The sequence below is a fragment of the Streptomyces sp. FH025 genome, assembly GCF_017427025.1.
In the GTDB taxonomy this organism is placed as follows: Bacteria; Actinomycetota; Actinomycetes; order Streptomycetales; family Streptomycetaceae; genus Kitasatospora.
This window is the reverse complement of record NZ_JAFLNG010000089.1, coordinates 1-17,452: the sequence shown is the minus strand read 5'-3', so window position 1 is coordinate 17,452 and position 17,452 is coordinate 1. Positions and strand designations below refer to the sequence as shown.

At 68.8% G+C, this 17,452-nt stretch carries 14 protein-coding genes; 11 read left to right on the top strand and 3 right to left on the bottom strand.

From position 1 onward, the window contains the following. The coding region (locus J0670_RS40530) for a tetratricopeptide repeat protein (RefSeq protein WP_207811038.1) at window positions 1–129 on the bottom strand (129 nt) is incomplete at its 3' end. 263 nt (window positions 130–392) lie between these two features. Between J0670_RS40530 and typA the strand changes: the two genes are divergently transcribed. The 11 genes from typA (at window position 393) to J0670_RS09565 (ending at window position 14,592) form a co-directional block, all read left to right on the top strand. Further along, window positions 393–2,297, top strand: coding sequence for a translational GTPase TypA (gene typA, locus J0670_RS09615; RefSeq protein ID WP_207811037.1), 1,905 nt, complete (start codon window positions 393–395; stop codon window positions 2,295–2,297). 431 nt (window positions 2,298–2,728) lie between these two features. Next, window positions 2,729–4,366, top strand: a complete 1,638-nt coding sequence (locus J0670_RS09610; protein WP_207811036.1) for an ABC transporter substrate-binding protein — start codon at window positions 2,729–2,731, stop codon at window positions 4,364–4,366. A 141-nt stretch (window positions 4,367–4,507) separates the two neighbouring features. Beyond that, entirely contained in the window at window positions 4,508–5,434 is a 927-nt protein-coding gene (locus tag J0670_RS09605) for an ABC transporter permease (protein WP_207811035.1), read from the top strand. Next, on the top strand, window positions 5,427–6,368 hold the full coding sequence (locus J0670_RS09600) for an ABC transporter permease (RefSeq protein ID WP_207811034.1): 942 nt from the start codon (window positions 5,427–5,429) through the stop codon (window positions 6,366–6,368). The genes J0670_RS09605 and J0670_RS09600 overlap by 8 nt, the downstream gene beginning before the upstream one ends. Before the next feature lie 19 nt (window positions 6,369–6,387). Next, window positions 6,388–7,437, top strand: coding sequence for an ABC transporter ATP-binding protein (locus J0670_RS09595; protein WP_207811033.1), 1,050 nt, complete (start codon window positions 6,388–6,390; stop codon window positions 7,435–7,437). Further along, window positions 7,430–8,446, top strand: coding sequence for an ABC transporter ATP-binding protein (locus J0670_RS09590; protein ID WP_207811032.1), 1,017 nt, complete (start codon window positions 7,430–7,432; stop codon window positions 8,444–8,446). Before J0670_RS09595 ends, J0670_RS09590 begins: the two co-directional genes overlap by 8 nt. A gap of 218 nt (window positions 8,447–8,664) precedes the next feature. After that, on the top strand, window positions 8,665–10,299 hold the full coding sequence (locus tag J0670_RS09585) for an ABC transporter substrate-binding protein (protein ID WP_207811031.1): 1,635 nt from the start codon (window positions 8,665–8,667) through the stop codon (window positions 10,297–10,299). 108 nt (window positions 10,300–10,407) lie between these two features. After that, window positions 10,408–11,334, top strand: a complete 927-nt coding sequence (locus J0670_RS09580) for an ABC transporter permease (RefSeq protein ID WP_207811030.1) — start codon at window positions 10,408–10,410, stop codon at window positions 11,332–11,334. Between the two features lie 76 nt (window positions 11,335–11,410). Then, a complete protein-coding gene (locus J0670_RS09575; protein WP_243436778.1) occupies window positions 11,411–12,325 on the top strand; it encodes an ABC transporter permease in 915 nt (304 codons plus the stop codon). A gap of 16 nt (window positions 12,326–12,341) precedes the next feature. After that, on the top strand, window positions 12,342–13,394 hold the full coding sequence (locus J0670_RS09570; protein ID WP_207811028.1) for an ABC transporter ATP-binding protein: 1,053 nt from the start codon (window positions 12,342–12,344) through the stop codon (window positions 13,392–13,394). After that, window positions 13,384–14,592, top strand: a complete 1,209-nt coding sequence (locus J0670_RS09565; protein WP_207811027.1) for an ABC transporter ATP-binding protein — start codon at window positions 13,384–13,386, stop codon at window positions 14,590–14,592. Before J0670_RS09570 ends, J0670_RS09565 begins: the two co-directional genes overlap by 11 nt. Before the next feature lie 9 nt (window positions 14,593–14,601). Here the strand turns inward: J0670_RS09565 and J0670_RS09560 are convergent, their stop codons facing one another. Next, the gene (locus tag J0670_RS09560) at window positions 14,602–16,323 is read right to left on the bottom strand and encodes an ABC transporter family substrate-binding protein (RefSeq protein WP_207811026.1); all 1,722 of its coding nucleotides are present in this window, start codon (window positions 16,321–16,323) and stop codon (window positions 14,602–14,604) included. 131 nt (window positions 16,324–16,454) lie between these two features. After that, window positions 16,455–17,452, bottom strand: a 998-nt coding sequence (locus J0670_RS09555; protein ID WP_207811025.1) for a peptidoglycan binding domain-containing protein, incomplete at its 5' end; no start/stop codon positions are given.

The window sequence follows — 17,452 nt, the reverse complement described above, 5'->3', positions numbered from 1 at the left end:
CGGCATGCGGTCCACGCCGGCGATCCGGGCCAGCCCGGGGCACTGCTCCCGGGCCCGGGCGAGCGCCTTGCGGGCCTCGCCCGGCCGCCCGGCCTCGACGAGGGCGGCGGCGAGCGAGCAGCAGGCCAGGGTTCACGCACGGAAGGGTGCCGGAGGGCGACCGCCAGGTGAAGAGCGGGTGACCCATTTGTGATCTTGATCCCGCCCGACCAGCTCGTTTCTGCTCCCTCGGACGCTTCCCCGTACCATAGGGAAAAGCCGAGGCATGTCCAGATGCCCGGCGGGTGGACCGGTAGTAGCAGGCGGAACGTGGCGGCGGCCGACAGGGTCGCAGGTGCGCGTCCCGCGGCCGGGCCCGCCGTAACCCACGATTCCGGGAGAATCCGCTAGGCATGCCCACGCGCAACGACATCCGTAACGTCGCCATCGTCGCCCACGTCGACCATGGCAAGACCACGCTGGTCGACGCCATGCTGAAGCAGGCCGGCGCCTTCGCCGCCCACCAGCAGCTCGACGACCGGATGATGGACTCCAACGACCTGGAGCGCGAGAAGGGCATCACCATTCTCGCGAAGAACACGGCGGTCAAGTACCACCCCAAGGACGGCGGCGCGCCGATCACCATCAACATCATCGACACCCCGGGCCACGCCGACTTCGGTGGCGAGGTCGAGCGCGGTCTGTCGATGGTGGACGCGGTGGTCCTGCTGGTCGACGCCTCCGAGGGCCCGCTGCCGCAGACCCGCTTCGTGCTCCGCAAGGCGCTCAGCGCCCGCCTGCCCGTCATCCTGTGCATCAACAAGACCGACCGCCCGGACTCCCGGATCGACGAGGTCATCAACGAGACCTACGACCTGTTCCTGGACCTGGACGCGGACGAGGACCAGATCGAGTTCCCGATCGTCTACGCCTGCGCCCGTGACGGCGTCGCGTCGCTGACCAAGCCGGAGAACGGCACCGTTCCGGCTGACAGCACCAACCTGGAGCCGTTCTTCTCCACCCTGCTGGAGCACGTCCCGGCCCCGAGCTACGACGAGGACGCCCCGCTCCAGGCGCACGTCACCAACCTGGACGCCGACAACTTCCTCGGCCGCATCGCGCTGCTGCGCGTCGAGCAGGGCGAGCTGCGCAAGGGCCAGACCGTGGCCTGGATCAAGCGCGACGGCTCGATCCAGAACGTCCGCATCTCCGAGCTGCTGATGACCGAGGCGCTCACCCGCAAGCCGGCCGAGGTGGCGGGCCCCGGTGACATCTGCGCCGTCGCCGGCATCGCCGACATCATGATCGGTGAGACCCTGGCGGACCCGGAGAACCCGATCGCGCTGCCGCTGATCACGGTGGACGAGCCGGCCATCTCGATGACCATCGGCACCAACACCTCGCCGCTGGTCGGCCGTGGCGGCTCCGGCAAGGGCGCGGACGCCAAGTCCGGCGCCAAGGTGGACCGCAAGGTCACCGCCCGCCAGGTGAAGGACCGCCTGGACCGCGAGCTGATCGGTAACGTCTCGCTGCGCGTGCTGGACACCGAGCGTCCGGACGCCTGGGAGGTGCAGGGCCGCGGTGAGCTGGCGCTGGCCATCCTGATCGAGACCATGCGCCGCGAGGGCTTCGAGCTGACCGTCGGCAAGCCGCAGGTGGTCACCAAGGAGGTCAACGGCAAGACCCACGAGCCGGTCGAGCGCCTCACGGTGGACGTGCCGGAGGAGCACATGGGTGCCGTCACCCAGCTCATGGGCATCCGCAAGGGCCGGATGGACAACATGTCCAACCACGGTTCGGGCTGGGTCCGCATGGAGTTCGTCGTGCCGTCCCGCGGCCTGATCGGCTTCCGCACCGAGTTCCTCACCAACACCCGCGGCACCGGTATCGCGCACTCGATCCACGAGGGCCACGAGCCGTGGTTCGGCACCCTGACCACCCGCAACAACGGTTCGCTGGTCGCCGACCGGGCCGGTGTGGTCACCGCCTTCGCGATGACCAACCTCCAGGAGCGCGGCGTGCTCTTCTGCGAGCCGGGCACCGAGGTGTACGAGGGCATGATCGTCGGTGAGAACTCGCGCTCCGACGACATGGACGTGAACATCACCAAGGAGAAGAAGCTCACCAACATGCGGTCCTCGACTGCCGACGTGGCCGAGTCGATCGTCCCGCCGCGCAAGCTCTCGCTGGAGCAGTCGCTGGAGTTCTGCCGCGAGGACGAGTGCATCGAGGTGACCCCGGAGACGGTTCGCATCCGTAAGGTCGTGCTCGACCAGAAGGACCGCGGTCGCACCGCCTCGCGCGCCAAGAAGGCGTGATCCGGACGCGCTGAACGGCCATTGGCCGGAATGATTCGCCCCCCTTTCCTTTGGAGAGGGGGGCGAACTTTTTCAACTACTCCAAGTTGTCGGGGCCGCTATTCACGGAATAGCGCTCATCACACCCGGGTGTCCGCTGAGCGAACGTGACAGTTCGTCATCCGTGACGACTGTCCGTCTTGTGCCTGTCTGGCTATGTCTCAAATGTCCGGTTTTCGAAACTTACCGACTGTTCATGTGACCTAATTGAGATCGTCACTGGTCACTTTCGTGTCCGTGCGTGACGGATAGTGGGTGCAGTCAGGCTCGGGTCAAGGGTGAACGCGCAGGGGTGCGCGCCGAAACCACGAGCGCGGACGGCACAACGGGCCCGGTGACAACCGTTCCGTCGTGCCCTCCTCGTTGCAACGTCGAATTCAGGAGGCACACCGATGCGCGGTGCGAGCCAGGCCAAGTGGGTTGTCGCAGCTGTTGCTGTCGCCCTCGCCGCGACTGCTTGTAGCAGTGGCAGCAGCGACTCCTCCGGGGGCAGCTCGGACAGCGGCGCGGTCAACGCCACGGGCACCTTCAGCTACCAGAGCGGGGAGCCGCAGAACCCGCTCCAGCCGGCCAACGCCAACGAGACCATCGGCGGCCGTGTCATCAAGAGCCTCTTCAAGGGGCTCGTCGACTACGACCCCGCGAACGGTGCGCTGCGCAACCAGGTGGCCGACAAGATCGAGACCACCGACGCCAAGAACTACACCGTCACGCTGAAGTCCGGCTGGACCTTCCACGACGGCACCCCGGTCACCGCCGCGTCCTTCGTGAAGGCCTGGAACTGGTCGGCCAACGTCAAGAACAACCAGATCAACTCGTCCTGGTTCTCCGACATCGTCGGCTACGACGCCGTTCACCCGGACAAGGGCGACCCGACCGCCACCGAGATGTCCGGTCTGAAGATCGTCGACGACACCCACTTCACCATCGAACTGACCAGCCCGGTCTCGTACTTCCAGTACAAGCTCGGCTACTCGGCCTTCTCGCCGCTGCCCGAGGGCTTCTTCGCCGACCCGGCCGGCTACGGCCAGAAGCCGGTCGGCAACGGCCCCTACCAGTTCGTCTCGTGGGAGCACAACAAGGCCATCACCGTGAAGGCCTTCGACAAGTACGCGGGCAGCGACAAGCCGAAGAACGGCGGCATCGTCTTCCGCAACTACGCCACCGGTGAGGCCGCGTACAAGGACCTGCTGTCCGACACCGTGGACGTCCTGGACCAGGTCGACTCGACCGACCTGCCGAAGTACAAGGACGACCTGGGCAAGCGCGCGGTCGACCAGCCGCTGGGTGGCATCCAGAACATCAGCTTCGCGCTGTACCAGGGCGACTGGAGCGCCCCGGGCAAGGAGAAGGTCCGCCAGGGCCTCTCGATGGCGATCGACCGCGACACCATCACCAAGACCGTGCTCAACGGCAACCGCATCCCCGCCGACTCGTGGGTGGCGCCCGGCGTCATGGGCTACAAGGCCGGCACCTGCGGCGACGCCTGCAAGTACAACCCGGAGAAGGCCAAGCAGCTGATCGCCGAGGGCGGCGGCGTCCCGGGCAACAAGATCACCATCATGTACAACTCCGACGGCAGCCACAAGGAGTGGGTGGACGCGGTCTGCAACTCCATCAAGCAGGCGACCGGCGTCGAGTGCCTCGGTGACCCGAAGCCGGACTTCAAGACCGTCCGTGACCTCGTCACCAAGCAGCAGGTCCCGAGCATGATGCGGACCGGCTGGCAGCAGGACTACCCGCTGAACGCCAACTTCCTGCGTGACATCTTCTCGACGGGTGCGTCCTCCAACGACGCCCACTACTCCAGCCCGGAGTTCGACAAGCTGGCGAAGGAGGCGGACGCCGCCACCTCGGTCGAGAAGACCGCCGAGCTGTACCAGCAGGCCGAGTCCGTTCTGGCCAAGGACATGCCGGCCATTCCGCTCTGGTACTACAAGACCACCTCCGGCTACTCCAACAAGGTCCAGAACGTGAAGTTCGACTCCTTCGGCGACCCGGTCTTCACCGACGTCGAGGTCAAGAAGTAATCGGTCGGCACCGCCTGACCCGGTGCCAACGGCCGGTGCCCGTCCCATCCCCACAAGGGCGAGGACTGGTACCGGCCGTTGGCACGCCGACCTATCTCTTGCCGGGTTGACGGGCCCGGCAGAGCCATACATGGAGGCACAATGGGGCGTTTTGTCGCGAGGCGACTGCTCCAGATGATTCCGGTCTTCTTCGGAACGACCTTGCTCATCTTTATGATGGTGCACGCGCTGCCAGGTGACCCGGTGGCAGCGATGTGGGGCGACAAGGCGCCGGACCCGGCGCAGGTCGCAGCCATAAAGCACCAGTTGGGTTTCGACAAGCCGATGTTCCAGCAGTACCTCGATTACATGGGGAACCTGCTCACCGGCGACTTCGGACAGACCATGGCCAAGCGGCCTGTGCTCGACGTGATCACCGAGGCGTTGCCGGTCACCATCCGGCTGGCGCTGTTCGCGTTCGTCATCGAGATCGTGCTCGGCATCGGCATCGGCCTGCTCGCCGGTCTGCGCCGCGGCAAGGCGTTCGACAAGGGCGCCCTGGTCATGACCCTGCTGCTGATCTCGATCCCGGTGCCGGTGCTCGGCTTCATCTTCCAGACGGTCTTCGCGGACGACCTGAAGTGGGTCACGCCGACCGTCCAGGACTCCAACGACATCACCCAGTTGGTGCTGCCGGCCTTCGTGCTCGGCTCGCTGTCGCTGGCGTACGTGGCACGTCTCACCCGTACCTCCATAGCCGAGAACATCAAGGCCGACTACGTCCGCACCGCGGTGGCCAAGGGCCTGCCGCGGCGCAAGGTGATCGGCACCCACCTGCTGCGCAACTCGCTGATCCCGGTGATCACCTTCCTCGGCACCGACCTCGGCGCCCTGATGGGCGGCGCGATCGTCACCGAGGGCATCTTCAACGTCAAGGGCGTCGGCAACGCGCTCTACCACGCGATCAACCTGAAGGAGGGCTCGACGGTCTCCGGCTTCGTGGCCTTCCTGGTGATCGTGTACCTGGCCGCCGGCCTGATCGTCGACCTGCTTTACGCGGTCCTGGACCCGAGGATCCGTTATGCCTGACCTGACCGAGAAGAAGACGGCCGAGGAGATCCCGGCCCAGGCCGCCGCCGTGGCGGCCGCCAAGCCCGAGAAGGCCCGCAGCCTGGGCTCCGACGCCTGGCACGACCTGCGGCGCAAGCCGATCTTCGTGATCTCCGCGCTGCTGATCCTGCTGCTGATCGTCATCGCCATCGCCCCGGGCCTGTTCACCTCGGTGGACCCCCGGGCCGGCGACCTGCGCCTGCACTACCTGTCGAAGCCGAACTACAGCCACTTCTTCCAGGCGGACTGGTTCGGCTACGACCTCCAGGGCCGCAGCATCTACGCCCGCGTCATCTACGGCGCCCGCGCGTCGGTGGTGGTCGGCATCTGCGTGACCCTCGGTGTGACCATCCTCGGCGGCATCGCCGGCATGGTCGCCGGTTACTTCGGCGGCTGGGTCGACACGATCATCTCCCGCGTCACCGACATCTTCTTCGGCATCCCGCTGCTGCTCGGCTCGCTGGTGATCCTGAACGCCTTCACCTCGCGCACGATCTGGAGCGTGGTCTTCGCGCTGGTCGCCCTGGGCTGGACCCAGATGACCCGTGTCATGCGCGGCTCCGTCATCACGGTCAAGCAGTCCGACTTCGTGACGGCGGCCAAGGCCCTCGGTGCCGGCACCGGCCGGATCATGTTCAAGCACATCCTGCCGAACGCGATCGCCCCGGTGATCGTGGTCGCGACCATCGCGCTCGGCGGCTACATCGCCACCGAGGCGACGCTGAGCTTCCTCGGCATCGGTCTGCAGGACCCGACCATCTCCTGGGGCATCGACATCTCCTCCGCCCAGAAGGTGATCCGCACGGCGCCGTTCTCCCTGTTCTTCCCCGCCGGCATGCTGAGCATCACCGTGCTGGCCTTCATCATGCTCGGCGACGCGGTGCGCGACGCCCTCGACCCGAAGCTCCGCTGAGAGAAGAGGTGACGACCCGATGACCACCGTGATCGAGAACAACCCGCAGCCCGACCGTCTCGAAGTCGGAACCCCGCTCCTGGAGGTCAAGGACCTCCACGTGGAGTTCCACACCCGGGACGGCATCGCCAAGGCGGTGAACGGCGTCAACTACTCCGTCGCGGCCGGCGAGACCCTCGCCGTGCTCGGCGAGTCCGGCTCCGGCAAGTCCGTGACGGCGCAGACCATCATGGGCATCCTGGACATGCCCCCGGGCAAGGTGACCCAGGGCGAGATCCTGTACCGCGGCAAGGACATGCTCAAGATGAGCAACGAGGAGCGGCGGCAGATCCGCGGCCGGAAGATCGCGATGATCTTCCAGGACGCGCTGTCCGCGCTCAACCCCGTGCTCAGCGTCGGCTACCAGCTCGGCGAGATGTTCCGGGTGCACCAGGGCGCCTCCAAGGCCGAGGCGAAGGCCAAGGCCATCGAGCTGATGGACCGGGTGCGCATCCCGGCCGCCAAGCAGCGGGTGAACGACTACCCGCACCAGTTCTCCGGCGGCATGCGCCAGCGCATCATGATCGCCATGGCGCTGTCGCTGCAGCCCGACCTGATCATCGCCGACGAGCCCACCACCGCCCTGGACGTGACCGTCCAGGCCCAGGTGATGGACCTGCTCGCGGAGCTTCAGGCCGAGTACAACATGGGCCTGATCCTGATCACCCACGACCTCGGCGTGGTCGCCGACGTCGCGGACAAGATCGCCGTGATGTACGCGGGCCGGATCGTCGAGACCGCCCCGGTGCACGACCTGTACGCCAAGCCGTCGCACCCGTACACCAAGGGCCTGCTCCGCTCGATCCCGCGCCTGGACCAGAAGGGCCAGGAGCTGTACGCGATCAAGGGCCTGCCTCCGAACCTGCTGAAGGTGCCGACCGGCTGCGCGTTCAACCCCCGCTGTGACGTCGCCACCGACCTGTGCCGCACGGAGATCCCGGCGCTGCACCAGGTGACCGGCAAGGACGGCGTGGAGCTCACCGGCCGCCGCAGCGCGTGCCACTTCTGGAAGGAGACCCTCCATGGCTGAGACCATCCTGGAGGTCAAGGACCTGGTCAAGCACTACCCGTTGACCCAGGGCGTCCTCTTCAAGAAGCAGGTCGGCGCGGTCAAGGCCGTCGACGGCGTCTCCTTCACGCTGGACAAGGGCGAGACGCTCGGCATCGTCGGCGAGTCCGGCTGTGGCAAGTCCACGCTGGCCAAGGTGCTGATGAACCTGGAGCGGGCCACCTCCGGCCAGGTGCTGTTCAAGGGCGAGGACATCTCCCAGCTGTCCGGCGCGGCCCTCAAGGCCGTCCGCCGGAACATCCAGATGGTGTTCCAGGACCCGTACACCTCGCTGAACCCGCGCATGACGGTCGGCGACATCATCGGTGAGCCCTTCGAGATCCACCCCGAGGTGGCGCCCAAGGGCGACCGCCGCAAGGCCGTCCAGGACCTGCTGGACGTCGTGGGTCTGAACCCGGAGTACATCAACCGGTACCCGCACCAGTTCTCCGGCGGCCAGCGCCAGCGCATCGGCATCGCCCGCGGCCTCGCGCTCAAGCCCGAGATCATCATCTGCGACGAGCCGGTGTCGGCCCTGGACGTGTCCGTCCAGGCGCAGGTGATCAACCTGCTGGAGCAGCTCCAGGGCGAGTTCGGCCTGTCGTACATGTTCATCGCGCACGACCTCTCCATCGTCCGGCACATCTCCGACCGCGTCAGCGTGATGTACCTGGGCAAGATGGTCGAGATCGGCACCGACGAGCAGATCTACGAGAACGCCACCCACCCGTACACCCAGGCGCTGCTCTCCGCGGTGCCGGTGCCGGACCCGACGGCGCGCGAGAACCGCGAGCGGATCATCCTCAGCGGTGACATCCCCTCGCCGGCCAACCCGCCGTCCGGCTGCCGCTTCCGCACCCGCTGCTGGAAGGCGGAGGACCGCTGCGCGGAGGAGATCCCGCTGCTGGCGATCCCGACCACCCTGGAGGGCCCGGCCGCGCACGAGTCGGCCTGCCACTTCGCGGAGGTCCGGGAGTCGGCCGCGGCCTGATCCCCGACGCACCCGGAAGGGCCCGTGGCTCCGGCCACGGGCCCTTCCGGCGTCCGGTCGCCCGGGCACCGCGTCGCCCGGGCGCCGAGCCGATCCGGCGCCGCGTCAACTCCGCGACCGGCTCCGGCACTCGTGCGGGTGCACCTGACTCGCGCCGTCGGCGGGTCGCGCTTCTCATGGGGTGTGATGCGACACACACCCCCTGAGGAGGAGCCTTCATGCCCGTAGCCGCCCGTGCTCGTTGGGTCCTCGCCACCGCGACGTCCGTGGCCCTGGTGGCCACCGGGTGCAGCGGTGGCGGTGGTGGAGGAGGAGGCGGCAGCAGCAGCTCGCCGGACGTCGGCAAGACCTTCAGCTACCAGAGCAGCGAGCCGCAGAACCCGCTGCAGCCCGCCAACGCGAACGAGGTCGGCGGGGGCCGCATCATCCAGAACCTCTTCCGGGGCCTGGTGGACTACGACCCGGGCACGGCCAAGATCCGGATGCAGGTCGCCGACAAGATCGACACCGGTGACTCGCAGACCTTCGACGTCACGCTGAAGGACGGCTGGAAGTTCCACGACGGCACCCCGGTGCACGCCAGGAACTTCGTGGACGCCTGGAACTGGGCCGCGAACCCGGCCAACGCCCAGATCAACAGCTCCTGGTTCTCCGACATCGAGGGCTACCAGGACGTCCACCCGGCCACCGGGAATCCGACCACGGACAAGATGTCCGGGCTGACCGTCACCGACGACCTGCACTTCAAGGTCAAGCTCAGCCACAAGGTCTCGTACTTCGAGTACAAGCTCGGCTACATCGCCTTCTCGCCGCTGCCGGACGCCTTCTTCAAGGACCCGGCCGGGTACGGGCAGAAGCCGGTCGGCAACGGCCCGTACGAGTTCGTCAGCTGGTCCCACAACACCGAGGTGGTCACCAGGACCTTCCCGGACTACCAGGGCGTGGACAAGCCGAAGAACGGCGGCATCGTCTTCAAGATGTACACCACGTCCGAGGCCGCCTACGCGGACCTCCAGTCCAGCAACCTGGACGTGATGGACCAGGTGCCGCCGTCCGCGCTGGCGACGTACCGGAGCGACCTCGGCGACCGGGCGATCGACGCCCCGCAGGGTGCGATCCAGAACATCGGCTTCACGCTCTACCAGGGCGACTGGTCCTCGGCGGACAAGGCCAAGGTGCGCCAGGGCCTGTCGATGGCGATCGACCGCGACACCATCACCAAGACCGTGCTGCAGGGCTCCCGCAAGCCCGCCACCGCCTGGGTGGCCGAGGGCGTCGAGGGCTACAAGGACGGCACCTGCGGCGACTACTGCAAGTTCGACCCGGCCAAGGCCAAGCAGCTGGTCCAGGAGGGCGGCGGCGTCCCCGGCAACAAGCTGCTGATCACCTACAACGCGGACGGCGGCCACAAGGAGTGGATCGACGCGGTCTGCAACTCGATCCGGCAGAGCACCGGCGTGGACTGCCTGGGCGACCCGAAGCCCGACTTCAAGACCGCGCGCGCCGCGATCACCGGACACACCGTCAACGGGGCCTTCCGCACCGGCTGGGTGCAGGACTACCCGCTGAACGCCAACTTCCTGTCCGACGTCTACCGCACCGGCGCCGCCTCCAACGACTTCGGCTTCAGCAACCCGCAGTTCGACGAGGCGGCCACCAAGGCCGACGAGGCCGCCAGCGTCGCCGACACGGTGACCGGCTACCAGAAGGCCGAGGCCGTGCTGCCGAGCGGCATGCCGGCCATCCCGCTCTGGTACTACCGCACCAACTCCGGCTACTCCACCAAGGTGCAGGGCGTGAAGTTCGACTCCTTCGGCAACCCGGCCTGGACCCAGGTCGAGGTCAAGGGCTGACCCCGACCGGGTCCGGCCCCACGCGGCCCCGCCCTCCCCGCACGGAGGGCGGGGCCCGGTCCCTCCGCCGACCGGCGCCCCGGGCGGCCACGTAGGAAGGAGGCCCGGATGGGCAGTTACGTGCTACGGCGGGTGCTGCAGATGATCCCGGTGTTCTTCGGCACCACGCTGCTGATCTTCCTGATGGTGTACACGCTGCCGGGCGACCCGGTGTCGGCGCTGTTCGGCGAGAAGGCCGCCGACCCGGCCGTGGTGGCGAGCATCAGGCACAAGTACTTCCTCGACCAGCCGGTCTGGAAGCAGTACCTGCACTACATGGGGAACCTCTTCCAGGGCGACTTCGGCACCAGCTTCACCGGCCGCCCGGTCTCCGACATCATGGCCGGCGCCTTCCCGGTCACCATCCGGCTCGCACTGCTGGCCTTCGTCTTCGAGATGGTGCTGGGCCTGGCCCTCGGCCTGGTCTCCGGCCTGCGGCGCGGCAGCCCGCAGGACACCCTGGTGCTCATCCTGACCCTGATGGTGATCTCGATCCCGGTCTTCGTGCTGGCGTACATCGCGCAGACGGTCTTCGCCACCAACCTCGGCTGGGTCACCCCGACCGTGCAGGACAGCTACGACCTCTCCCAACTCGTGCTGCCCGCCTTCGTGTTGGGATCGCTCTCGCTCGCCTACGTGGCCCGGCTGACCCGGACCTCGATCGGCGAGAACCTGCGGGCCGACTACATGCGCACCGCCGTCGCCAAGGGCCTGCCCCGGCACACCGTCGTCCTGCGCCACCTGCTGCGCAACTCGCTGATCCCGGTGATCACCTTCCTCGGCACCGACCTCGGCGCCCTGATGGGCGGCGCGATCGTCACCGAGGGCATCTTCAACGTGCAGGGCGTCGGCAACGTCCTCTACCGGGCGATCAACTCCAAGGAAGGCCCCACCGTGGTCGGCATCGTGACCGTCCTGGTGATCGTCTACCTGGTCGCCAGCCTGCTCGTCGACCTGCTCTACGCGGTCCTGGACCCGAGGATCCGCTATGCCTGACATCCACGACGAGGACTCGTACGAACCGCGCCCGAGGCCCGGGGTCTCACGCCTCGACTACGCGGGGGAACAGGGCATGGCGGTCGAGCAGGAGACCCTGGTCGAGCGGGACGTGGAGAAGCGGGAGGAGGCCCGCAGCCTCTGGGGCGACGCCTGGCGGGACCTGCGCCGGCGGCCGATCTTCCTGGTCTCGGCGGTGCTGATCCTGCTGCTGGTGGTGATGGCGGTCTTCCCCTCGGCCTTCACCGACGCCGACCCCCGCAGGGCCGACCTGGTGCACAACTACTTGAGGCGGCCGGACTGGGGCGACGTCTTCGGGGCCGGCTGGTTCGGCTACGACGCCCAGGGGCGCTCCATCTTCGCCCGGGTGGTGTACGGCGCCCGCGCCTCGATCACCGTCGGCATCTTCGTGACCGCCTCGGTCACCGTGCTCGGCGGGCTGACCGGCATGGTCGCCGGGTACTTCGGCGGCGCCGTGGACGCGGTGATCTCCCGGATCATCGACATCTTCTTCGGCATCCCGCTGCTGCTCGGCGCCCTGGTGCTGCTGAACGCCTTCTCCACCCGCACGGTGTGGAGCGTGGTCATCGCCCTGGGCGTGCTCGGCTGGACCCAGATCGCCCGCGTCATGCGCGGCGCGGTGCTGACCGTCAAACAGGCCGACTACGTGGTGGCGGGCCGGGCGCTCGGCGCGGGGACGGGACGGCTGATGTTCCGCCACATCCTGCCGAACGCGATCGCCCCGGTGATCGTCGTCGCCACCATCGCGCTCGGTGGCTACATCGCCACCGAGGCGACGCTGAGCTTCCTCGGCATCGGCTTGCAGGACCCGACCATCTCCTGGGGCATCGACATCTCCTCCGCCCAGAAGGTGATCCGCACGGCGCCGTACGTGCTGTTCTTCCCGGCCGCGGCGCTCTCCGTCACCGTGCTGGCCTTCATCATGCTGGGCGACGCGGTGCGCGACGCCCTCGACCCGAAGCTTCGCTGAGCGTGGGGAGCGCATCGTGAACACAGCCCAGCCCACCACCGGGCGCGAGCGGGAGGCGCCGTACGAGGGGCCGCTGCTCGACGTCCGTGACCTGCACGTCGAGTTCGTGACCCGGGACGGCGTGGCCCGGGCCGTCAACGGGGTCGACTACAGCGTCAGGGCGGGGGAGACGCTGGCCGTGCTGGGCGAGTCCGGCTCCGGCAAGTCGGTCACCGCGCAGGCGATCATGGGCATCCTGGACACGCCGCCGGCCCGGATCCCGCGCGGCGAGATCCGCTTCCGGGGCCGGGACATGCTGAAGATGGGCAACGACGAGCGCCGGCGGATCCGCGGCCGGAGGATCGCGATGATCTTCCAGGACGCGCTGTCCGCGCTCAACCCCGTGCTCAGCGTGGGCTACCAGCTCGGCGAGATGTTCCGGGCCCACCAGGGCGCCTCCCGGGCCGAGGCCCGGGAGAGGGCCGTGTCCCTGATGGACCGGGTGCGCATCCCGGCCGCCAAGCAGCGGGTGAACGACTACCCGCACCAGTTCTCCGGTGGCATGCGCCAGCGCATCATGATCGCCATGGCGCTGGCCCTCGAACCGGACCTGATCATCGCCGACGAGCCGACCACCGCCCTGGACGTCACGGTGCAGGCCCAGGTGATGGACCTGCTGGCGGAGTTGCAGGCCGAGTACCACATGGGGCTCATCCTGATCACCCACGACCTGGGCGTGGTCGCCGACGTCGCGGACAAGATCGCCGTGATGTACGCGGGCCGGATCGTCGAGACCGCCCCGGTGCACGAGCTGTACGCCAGGCCCGCGCACCCGTACACCCGGGGCCTGCTGGACTCCATTCCCCGGCTGGACCAGAAGGGCCAGGAGCTCTACGCGATCAAGGGCCTGCCGCCCAACCTGCTGCGGATCCCCCCGGGCTGCGCCTTCAACCCCCGCTGCCCCCGGGCGCAGGAGGTCTGTCGGGGCGAGGTGCCGGAGCTGTACCCGGTCGCCGAGGACGACGGCAGGCCGCTGGAGGGGCGCGGCAGCGCCTGCTTCTTCTGGAAGGAGACCCTCCATGCCCGCTGAGGGAAGGGCCCCCAACGGGTCCAGCGCACTGGGGGCGGCGGTGCCGCGGGAGGCCGCCCTCGCGCAGGAGGTGCGGCGAGGCGAGCCGATCCTCGAAGTCCGGGACCTGGTCAAGCACTTCCCGCTGACCGAGGGCGTGCTGTTCAAGCGGCAGGTCGGCGCGGTCAAGGCGGTGGACGGGGTCGGCTTCGACCTGATGCAGGGCGAGACGCTCGGCATCGTCGGCGAGTCCGGCTGCGGGAAGTCCACGCTGGCCAAGGTGCTGATGAACCTGGAACAGGCCACCGGGGGCTCGGTCCGCTACAAGGGGGAGGAGATCTCCCGGCTGTCCGGCACCGCGCTCAAGGCCGTCCGCCGGAACATCCAGATGGTGTTCCAGGACCCGTACACCTCGCTGAACCCGCGCATGACGGTCGGCGACATCATCGGCGAGCCCTTCGAGATCCACCCCGAGGTGGCGCCCAAGGGCGACCGCCGCAAGGCCGTCCAGGACCTGCTGGACGTGGTCGGGCTCAACCCGGAGTACATCAACCGGTACCCGCACCAGTTCTCCGGCGGCCAGCGCCAGCGCATCGGCATCGCCCGCGGCCTCGCGCTCAAGCCCGAGATCATCATCTGCGACGAGCCGGTCTCGGCCCTGGACGTGTCCGTCCAGGCGCAGGTGATCAACCTGCTGGAGCAGCTCCAGGGCGAGTTCAACCTGTCGTACATGTTCATCGCGCACGACCTCTCCATCGTCCGGCACATCTCCGACCGGGTCGGGGTGATGTACCTCGGGAAGCTCGTCGAGATCGGCAGCGACCTGGAGATCTACGACCACGCGACCCACCCGTACACCCAGGCGCTGCTCTCCGCGGTGCCCGTACCGGATCCGGCGGCGCGCGAGTCGCGGGACCGGATCGTGCTCACCGGGGACGTGCCGTCGCCGGCCAACCCGCCGTCCGGCTGCCGCTTCCGCACCCGCTGCTGGAAGGCGCAGGCGCGGTGCGCGGAGGAGGTGCCGCTCCTGGCCTCGCCGTCCTGGCTGCGGGGGGCGGCCTTCCATGCGTCGGCTTGTCACTTCGCGGCGGAGCGCGAGATCGGGCACAGCGCGGCGGAGCGCGAGGTCGGGCAGAGTGCGGCGGAGCGCGAGATCGGGCACAGCGCGGCGGAGCGCGAGGTCGGGCACAGCGCGGCGGACCGCGAGGGCCCGGCCTGAGGCGGCCCGCTACCTGGTGAAGCCGACGTTCTCCCAGACGATGTCGGACAGGCCCTGCGCGCCGATGTTGGCGAGGTCGGAGCGGGCGCCGAAGAGCTGCGGCCGCTGGTAGAGCGGCAGCAGGCCCGCCACCTTCCACAGCTCGCCGTCGGCCTGGTTGATCGCCTCGGTGGCGGTGGCGGCGTCCGGTGCGGCGGCGGCCCGGTCGAGCGCGGCGTCCGCCGCCGGGCTGCCCGCGCCGACGTGGTTGGTGCCGCCGTTCTGGACGAAGCTGGAGCGGTTGCCGCTGGCCGGGAACGGGGTGCCCATCAGGGTGTAGGCGGTGATGTCGAAGTCGTTGCGGTTGACGTACCTGTCGAAGAACTCGTTGACGGGGGCGGTCACCGTGGTGACCTTGATCCCGACGTCCTTGAGCATCGTGGTGACGGCCGCCGCCTCGTTCTGGGCCACGGTGACCCCGGCCGGGATGACCATCCGCAGGTTGAGCTCCCGGCCGTCCTTGCGCCGTACGTCGCCGTCCGGCTTCCAGCCGGCCGCGTCCAGCTTGCGGGCGGCCTCGGCGGGGTCGTAGCGGGACAGCCCCAGGGAGTTGTCGCGGTAGCCGTTCTGGTTGGCGACCAGCAGGTGGTTGTTGAGGGGGACGGCGGGCGAGTCCAGGCCGTTGAGGTCGGAGCGGATCAGGGCGTCCCGGTTGATCGCCTGGAACACCGCCTGTCTGACGCTCGCGTCGGCGAGTGCCGGGGTGCGGGCGTTCAGGGTGAACTGGCGGAAGTCCGGCCCGCCGGCCCGGCGGATCGCGGCGCCCTTGGTGTTCTTGATGGTCTGGTAACCGGCCACGTCCGGGCCGCTGTTGAAGAGGTCGATGCGGCCCTTGGCGAAGGCGTCGCCCATCGCGTCGGGCAGCATCACGTGGAAGACGATCCGGTCCAGCATCGGCCTGTCGCCCCACCAGCCCGGGTCGGCGACCAGCGTGACGGTCTGCGCGGCGCGGTCCAGCCGCTCGACCTTGAACGGGCCGGCGGTGACCGGAATCGCGTCCAGGTAGGAGGAGTTGAAGAGCTCTGGGGTGGCGACCCGGCCGGCCGGCAGCAGCGGGGCGTTGGCGGCGCTGTTGAACATCGACTGCCACTCCGAGAACGGCCGGTCGAAGGTCATCACGGCCTGGAAGTCGTCCTTGCCCCGCTCGACCGAGGAGACCAGCTCGAAGCCGGTGCTGCTGGACGGGTGGTAGGCCGGGTCCTTCCCGTTCAGGGCGCGCCAGTTGGCCTCGATGTCGCGCCAGGTGATCGGGGTGCCGTCGGACCAGTGGGCCTTCGGGTTGAGCGTCCAGACGACCACCTGGTGGCCGTCACGGACCTCGGCGTGCGCCTCCTGGAGGTAGGTCGGGTTGACGGTCTGGGTGCCGGCCGCGTCCGAGCGGAAGAAGGTGGGCAGCAGCGGCTTGGTGACGGCGACGGTCGAGGACTCGCTGCCGTCGGTGTGGATCGGCGACCACTGGTGGGAGAACTGCGGGATCGCCAGGTTCAGGGTGCCGCCCTGGCGCAGCTGGGCCCGGTCGTGCGGGTTGATGTCGACGGAGGTGAGCTTGGGGGCCTCGGTGGAGCCCGGCAGGCCGTCCGCGGCGGCGGCTCCGCCCTGCCCGGAGGAGCAGGAGCAGAGCGCGAGGGAGAGCGTCAGGGCGGTGAGACCGGCGAGCAGCGCCGTCCGGTGGTGCTGGAGGCGGCGGCCCATGGGCGTGCTCCCGGGGTGGGTGTGACGGATGGTGTGGCGTCACATACTGCTGACCGGGAGGGGAGTTGTCGAGGGCCGGGGTCGCCGCCGTGACGGCGTCCGCGGCCCCGGCCCTCGTTCGTGTCCGTCCGTCAGGCGACGGTGAACTTGAAGGTGCGCTCCTTGTCGGTGCTCTTGTCGAACACCGAGGTGACGGCGTCCGCGACGTCCTGCGGGGTGATCGCGGCGGTCTGGCCGTTCTTCTTGACCTTCACCTTGTCGAACACGCCGCCCAGCTGGGTGTTCAGCGCGTCGAGGTCCCACTTGGGCACGATCTTGCCGGAGGCGTCCGGGACGAGGGTGAGCGCCTTGGCGGCGGTCTTGCCGCCGAAGTCCCAGGACTTGGTGCCGGCCAGGACGTGCACCTTGCCGGAGGCCACCTGCTTGCCGAGGCTGTCGGCGGCGGCCTGGAGGGCCTGGGTGGAGACCTTCGGCTGGGCGGCCGTGACGGCGAGGGCGATCGGCTGGTCGGGCTTGCCGGCGGCACGGTCGCGGTAGGCCTGCTCGACCACGTCCAGGGCGGACGCCGAGTCCACCGCCTGCCCGGCCCGGCCGGGGACCACGACCGGGTCGCCGTTGTCGGCGAACTTGACGTAGCCCTCCTGGAGGCCCTGGCCGGAGCCGGCCGTCAGGGAGTCCAGCGCGGCCTTGAGCTTGGCCCGGTCGACCCGGACCTCCGGCGCGACCGCCTTGCTGCCGCCCTTGAGCGACTTGATGACGGCCACCGGGTCGTAGTCGTGCTGGGCGAGGCCGTCCACGGTGGCCGTGGTGTCGAAGCTCAGCCCGGCCACCGCCGGGTCGAGGTCGACCGTCTGCTCGCCGACCTTCAGCTTGAGCGGCTGCTGCCCGGCCTTGCCGACCGACTCGTCCAGCGAGTGGATCGCCTGGTCGCGGTTGTTGCCGCCGATGGCGGTGCCCAGCACCACGGTGCCCTTGGGGACGTCCGACTGGTTGAGCATCAGGCCGGTGCCGTACGCGGCGGCGCCGAGGAAGAGCACGCCGCCGACGGCGTAGACGCCGAGCTTGACCAGCTTCTTGGCGCCGCCGCCCTTCTTGGCCTTGGCCTTGGTGGCGGGCTCGGACTTGGCCG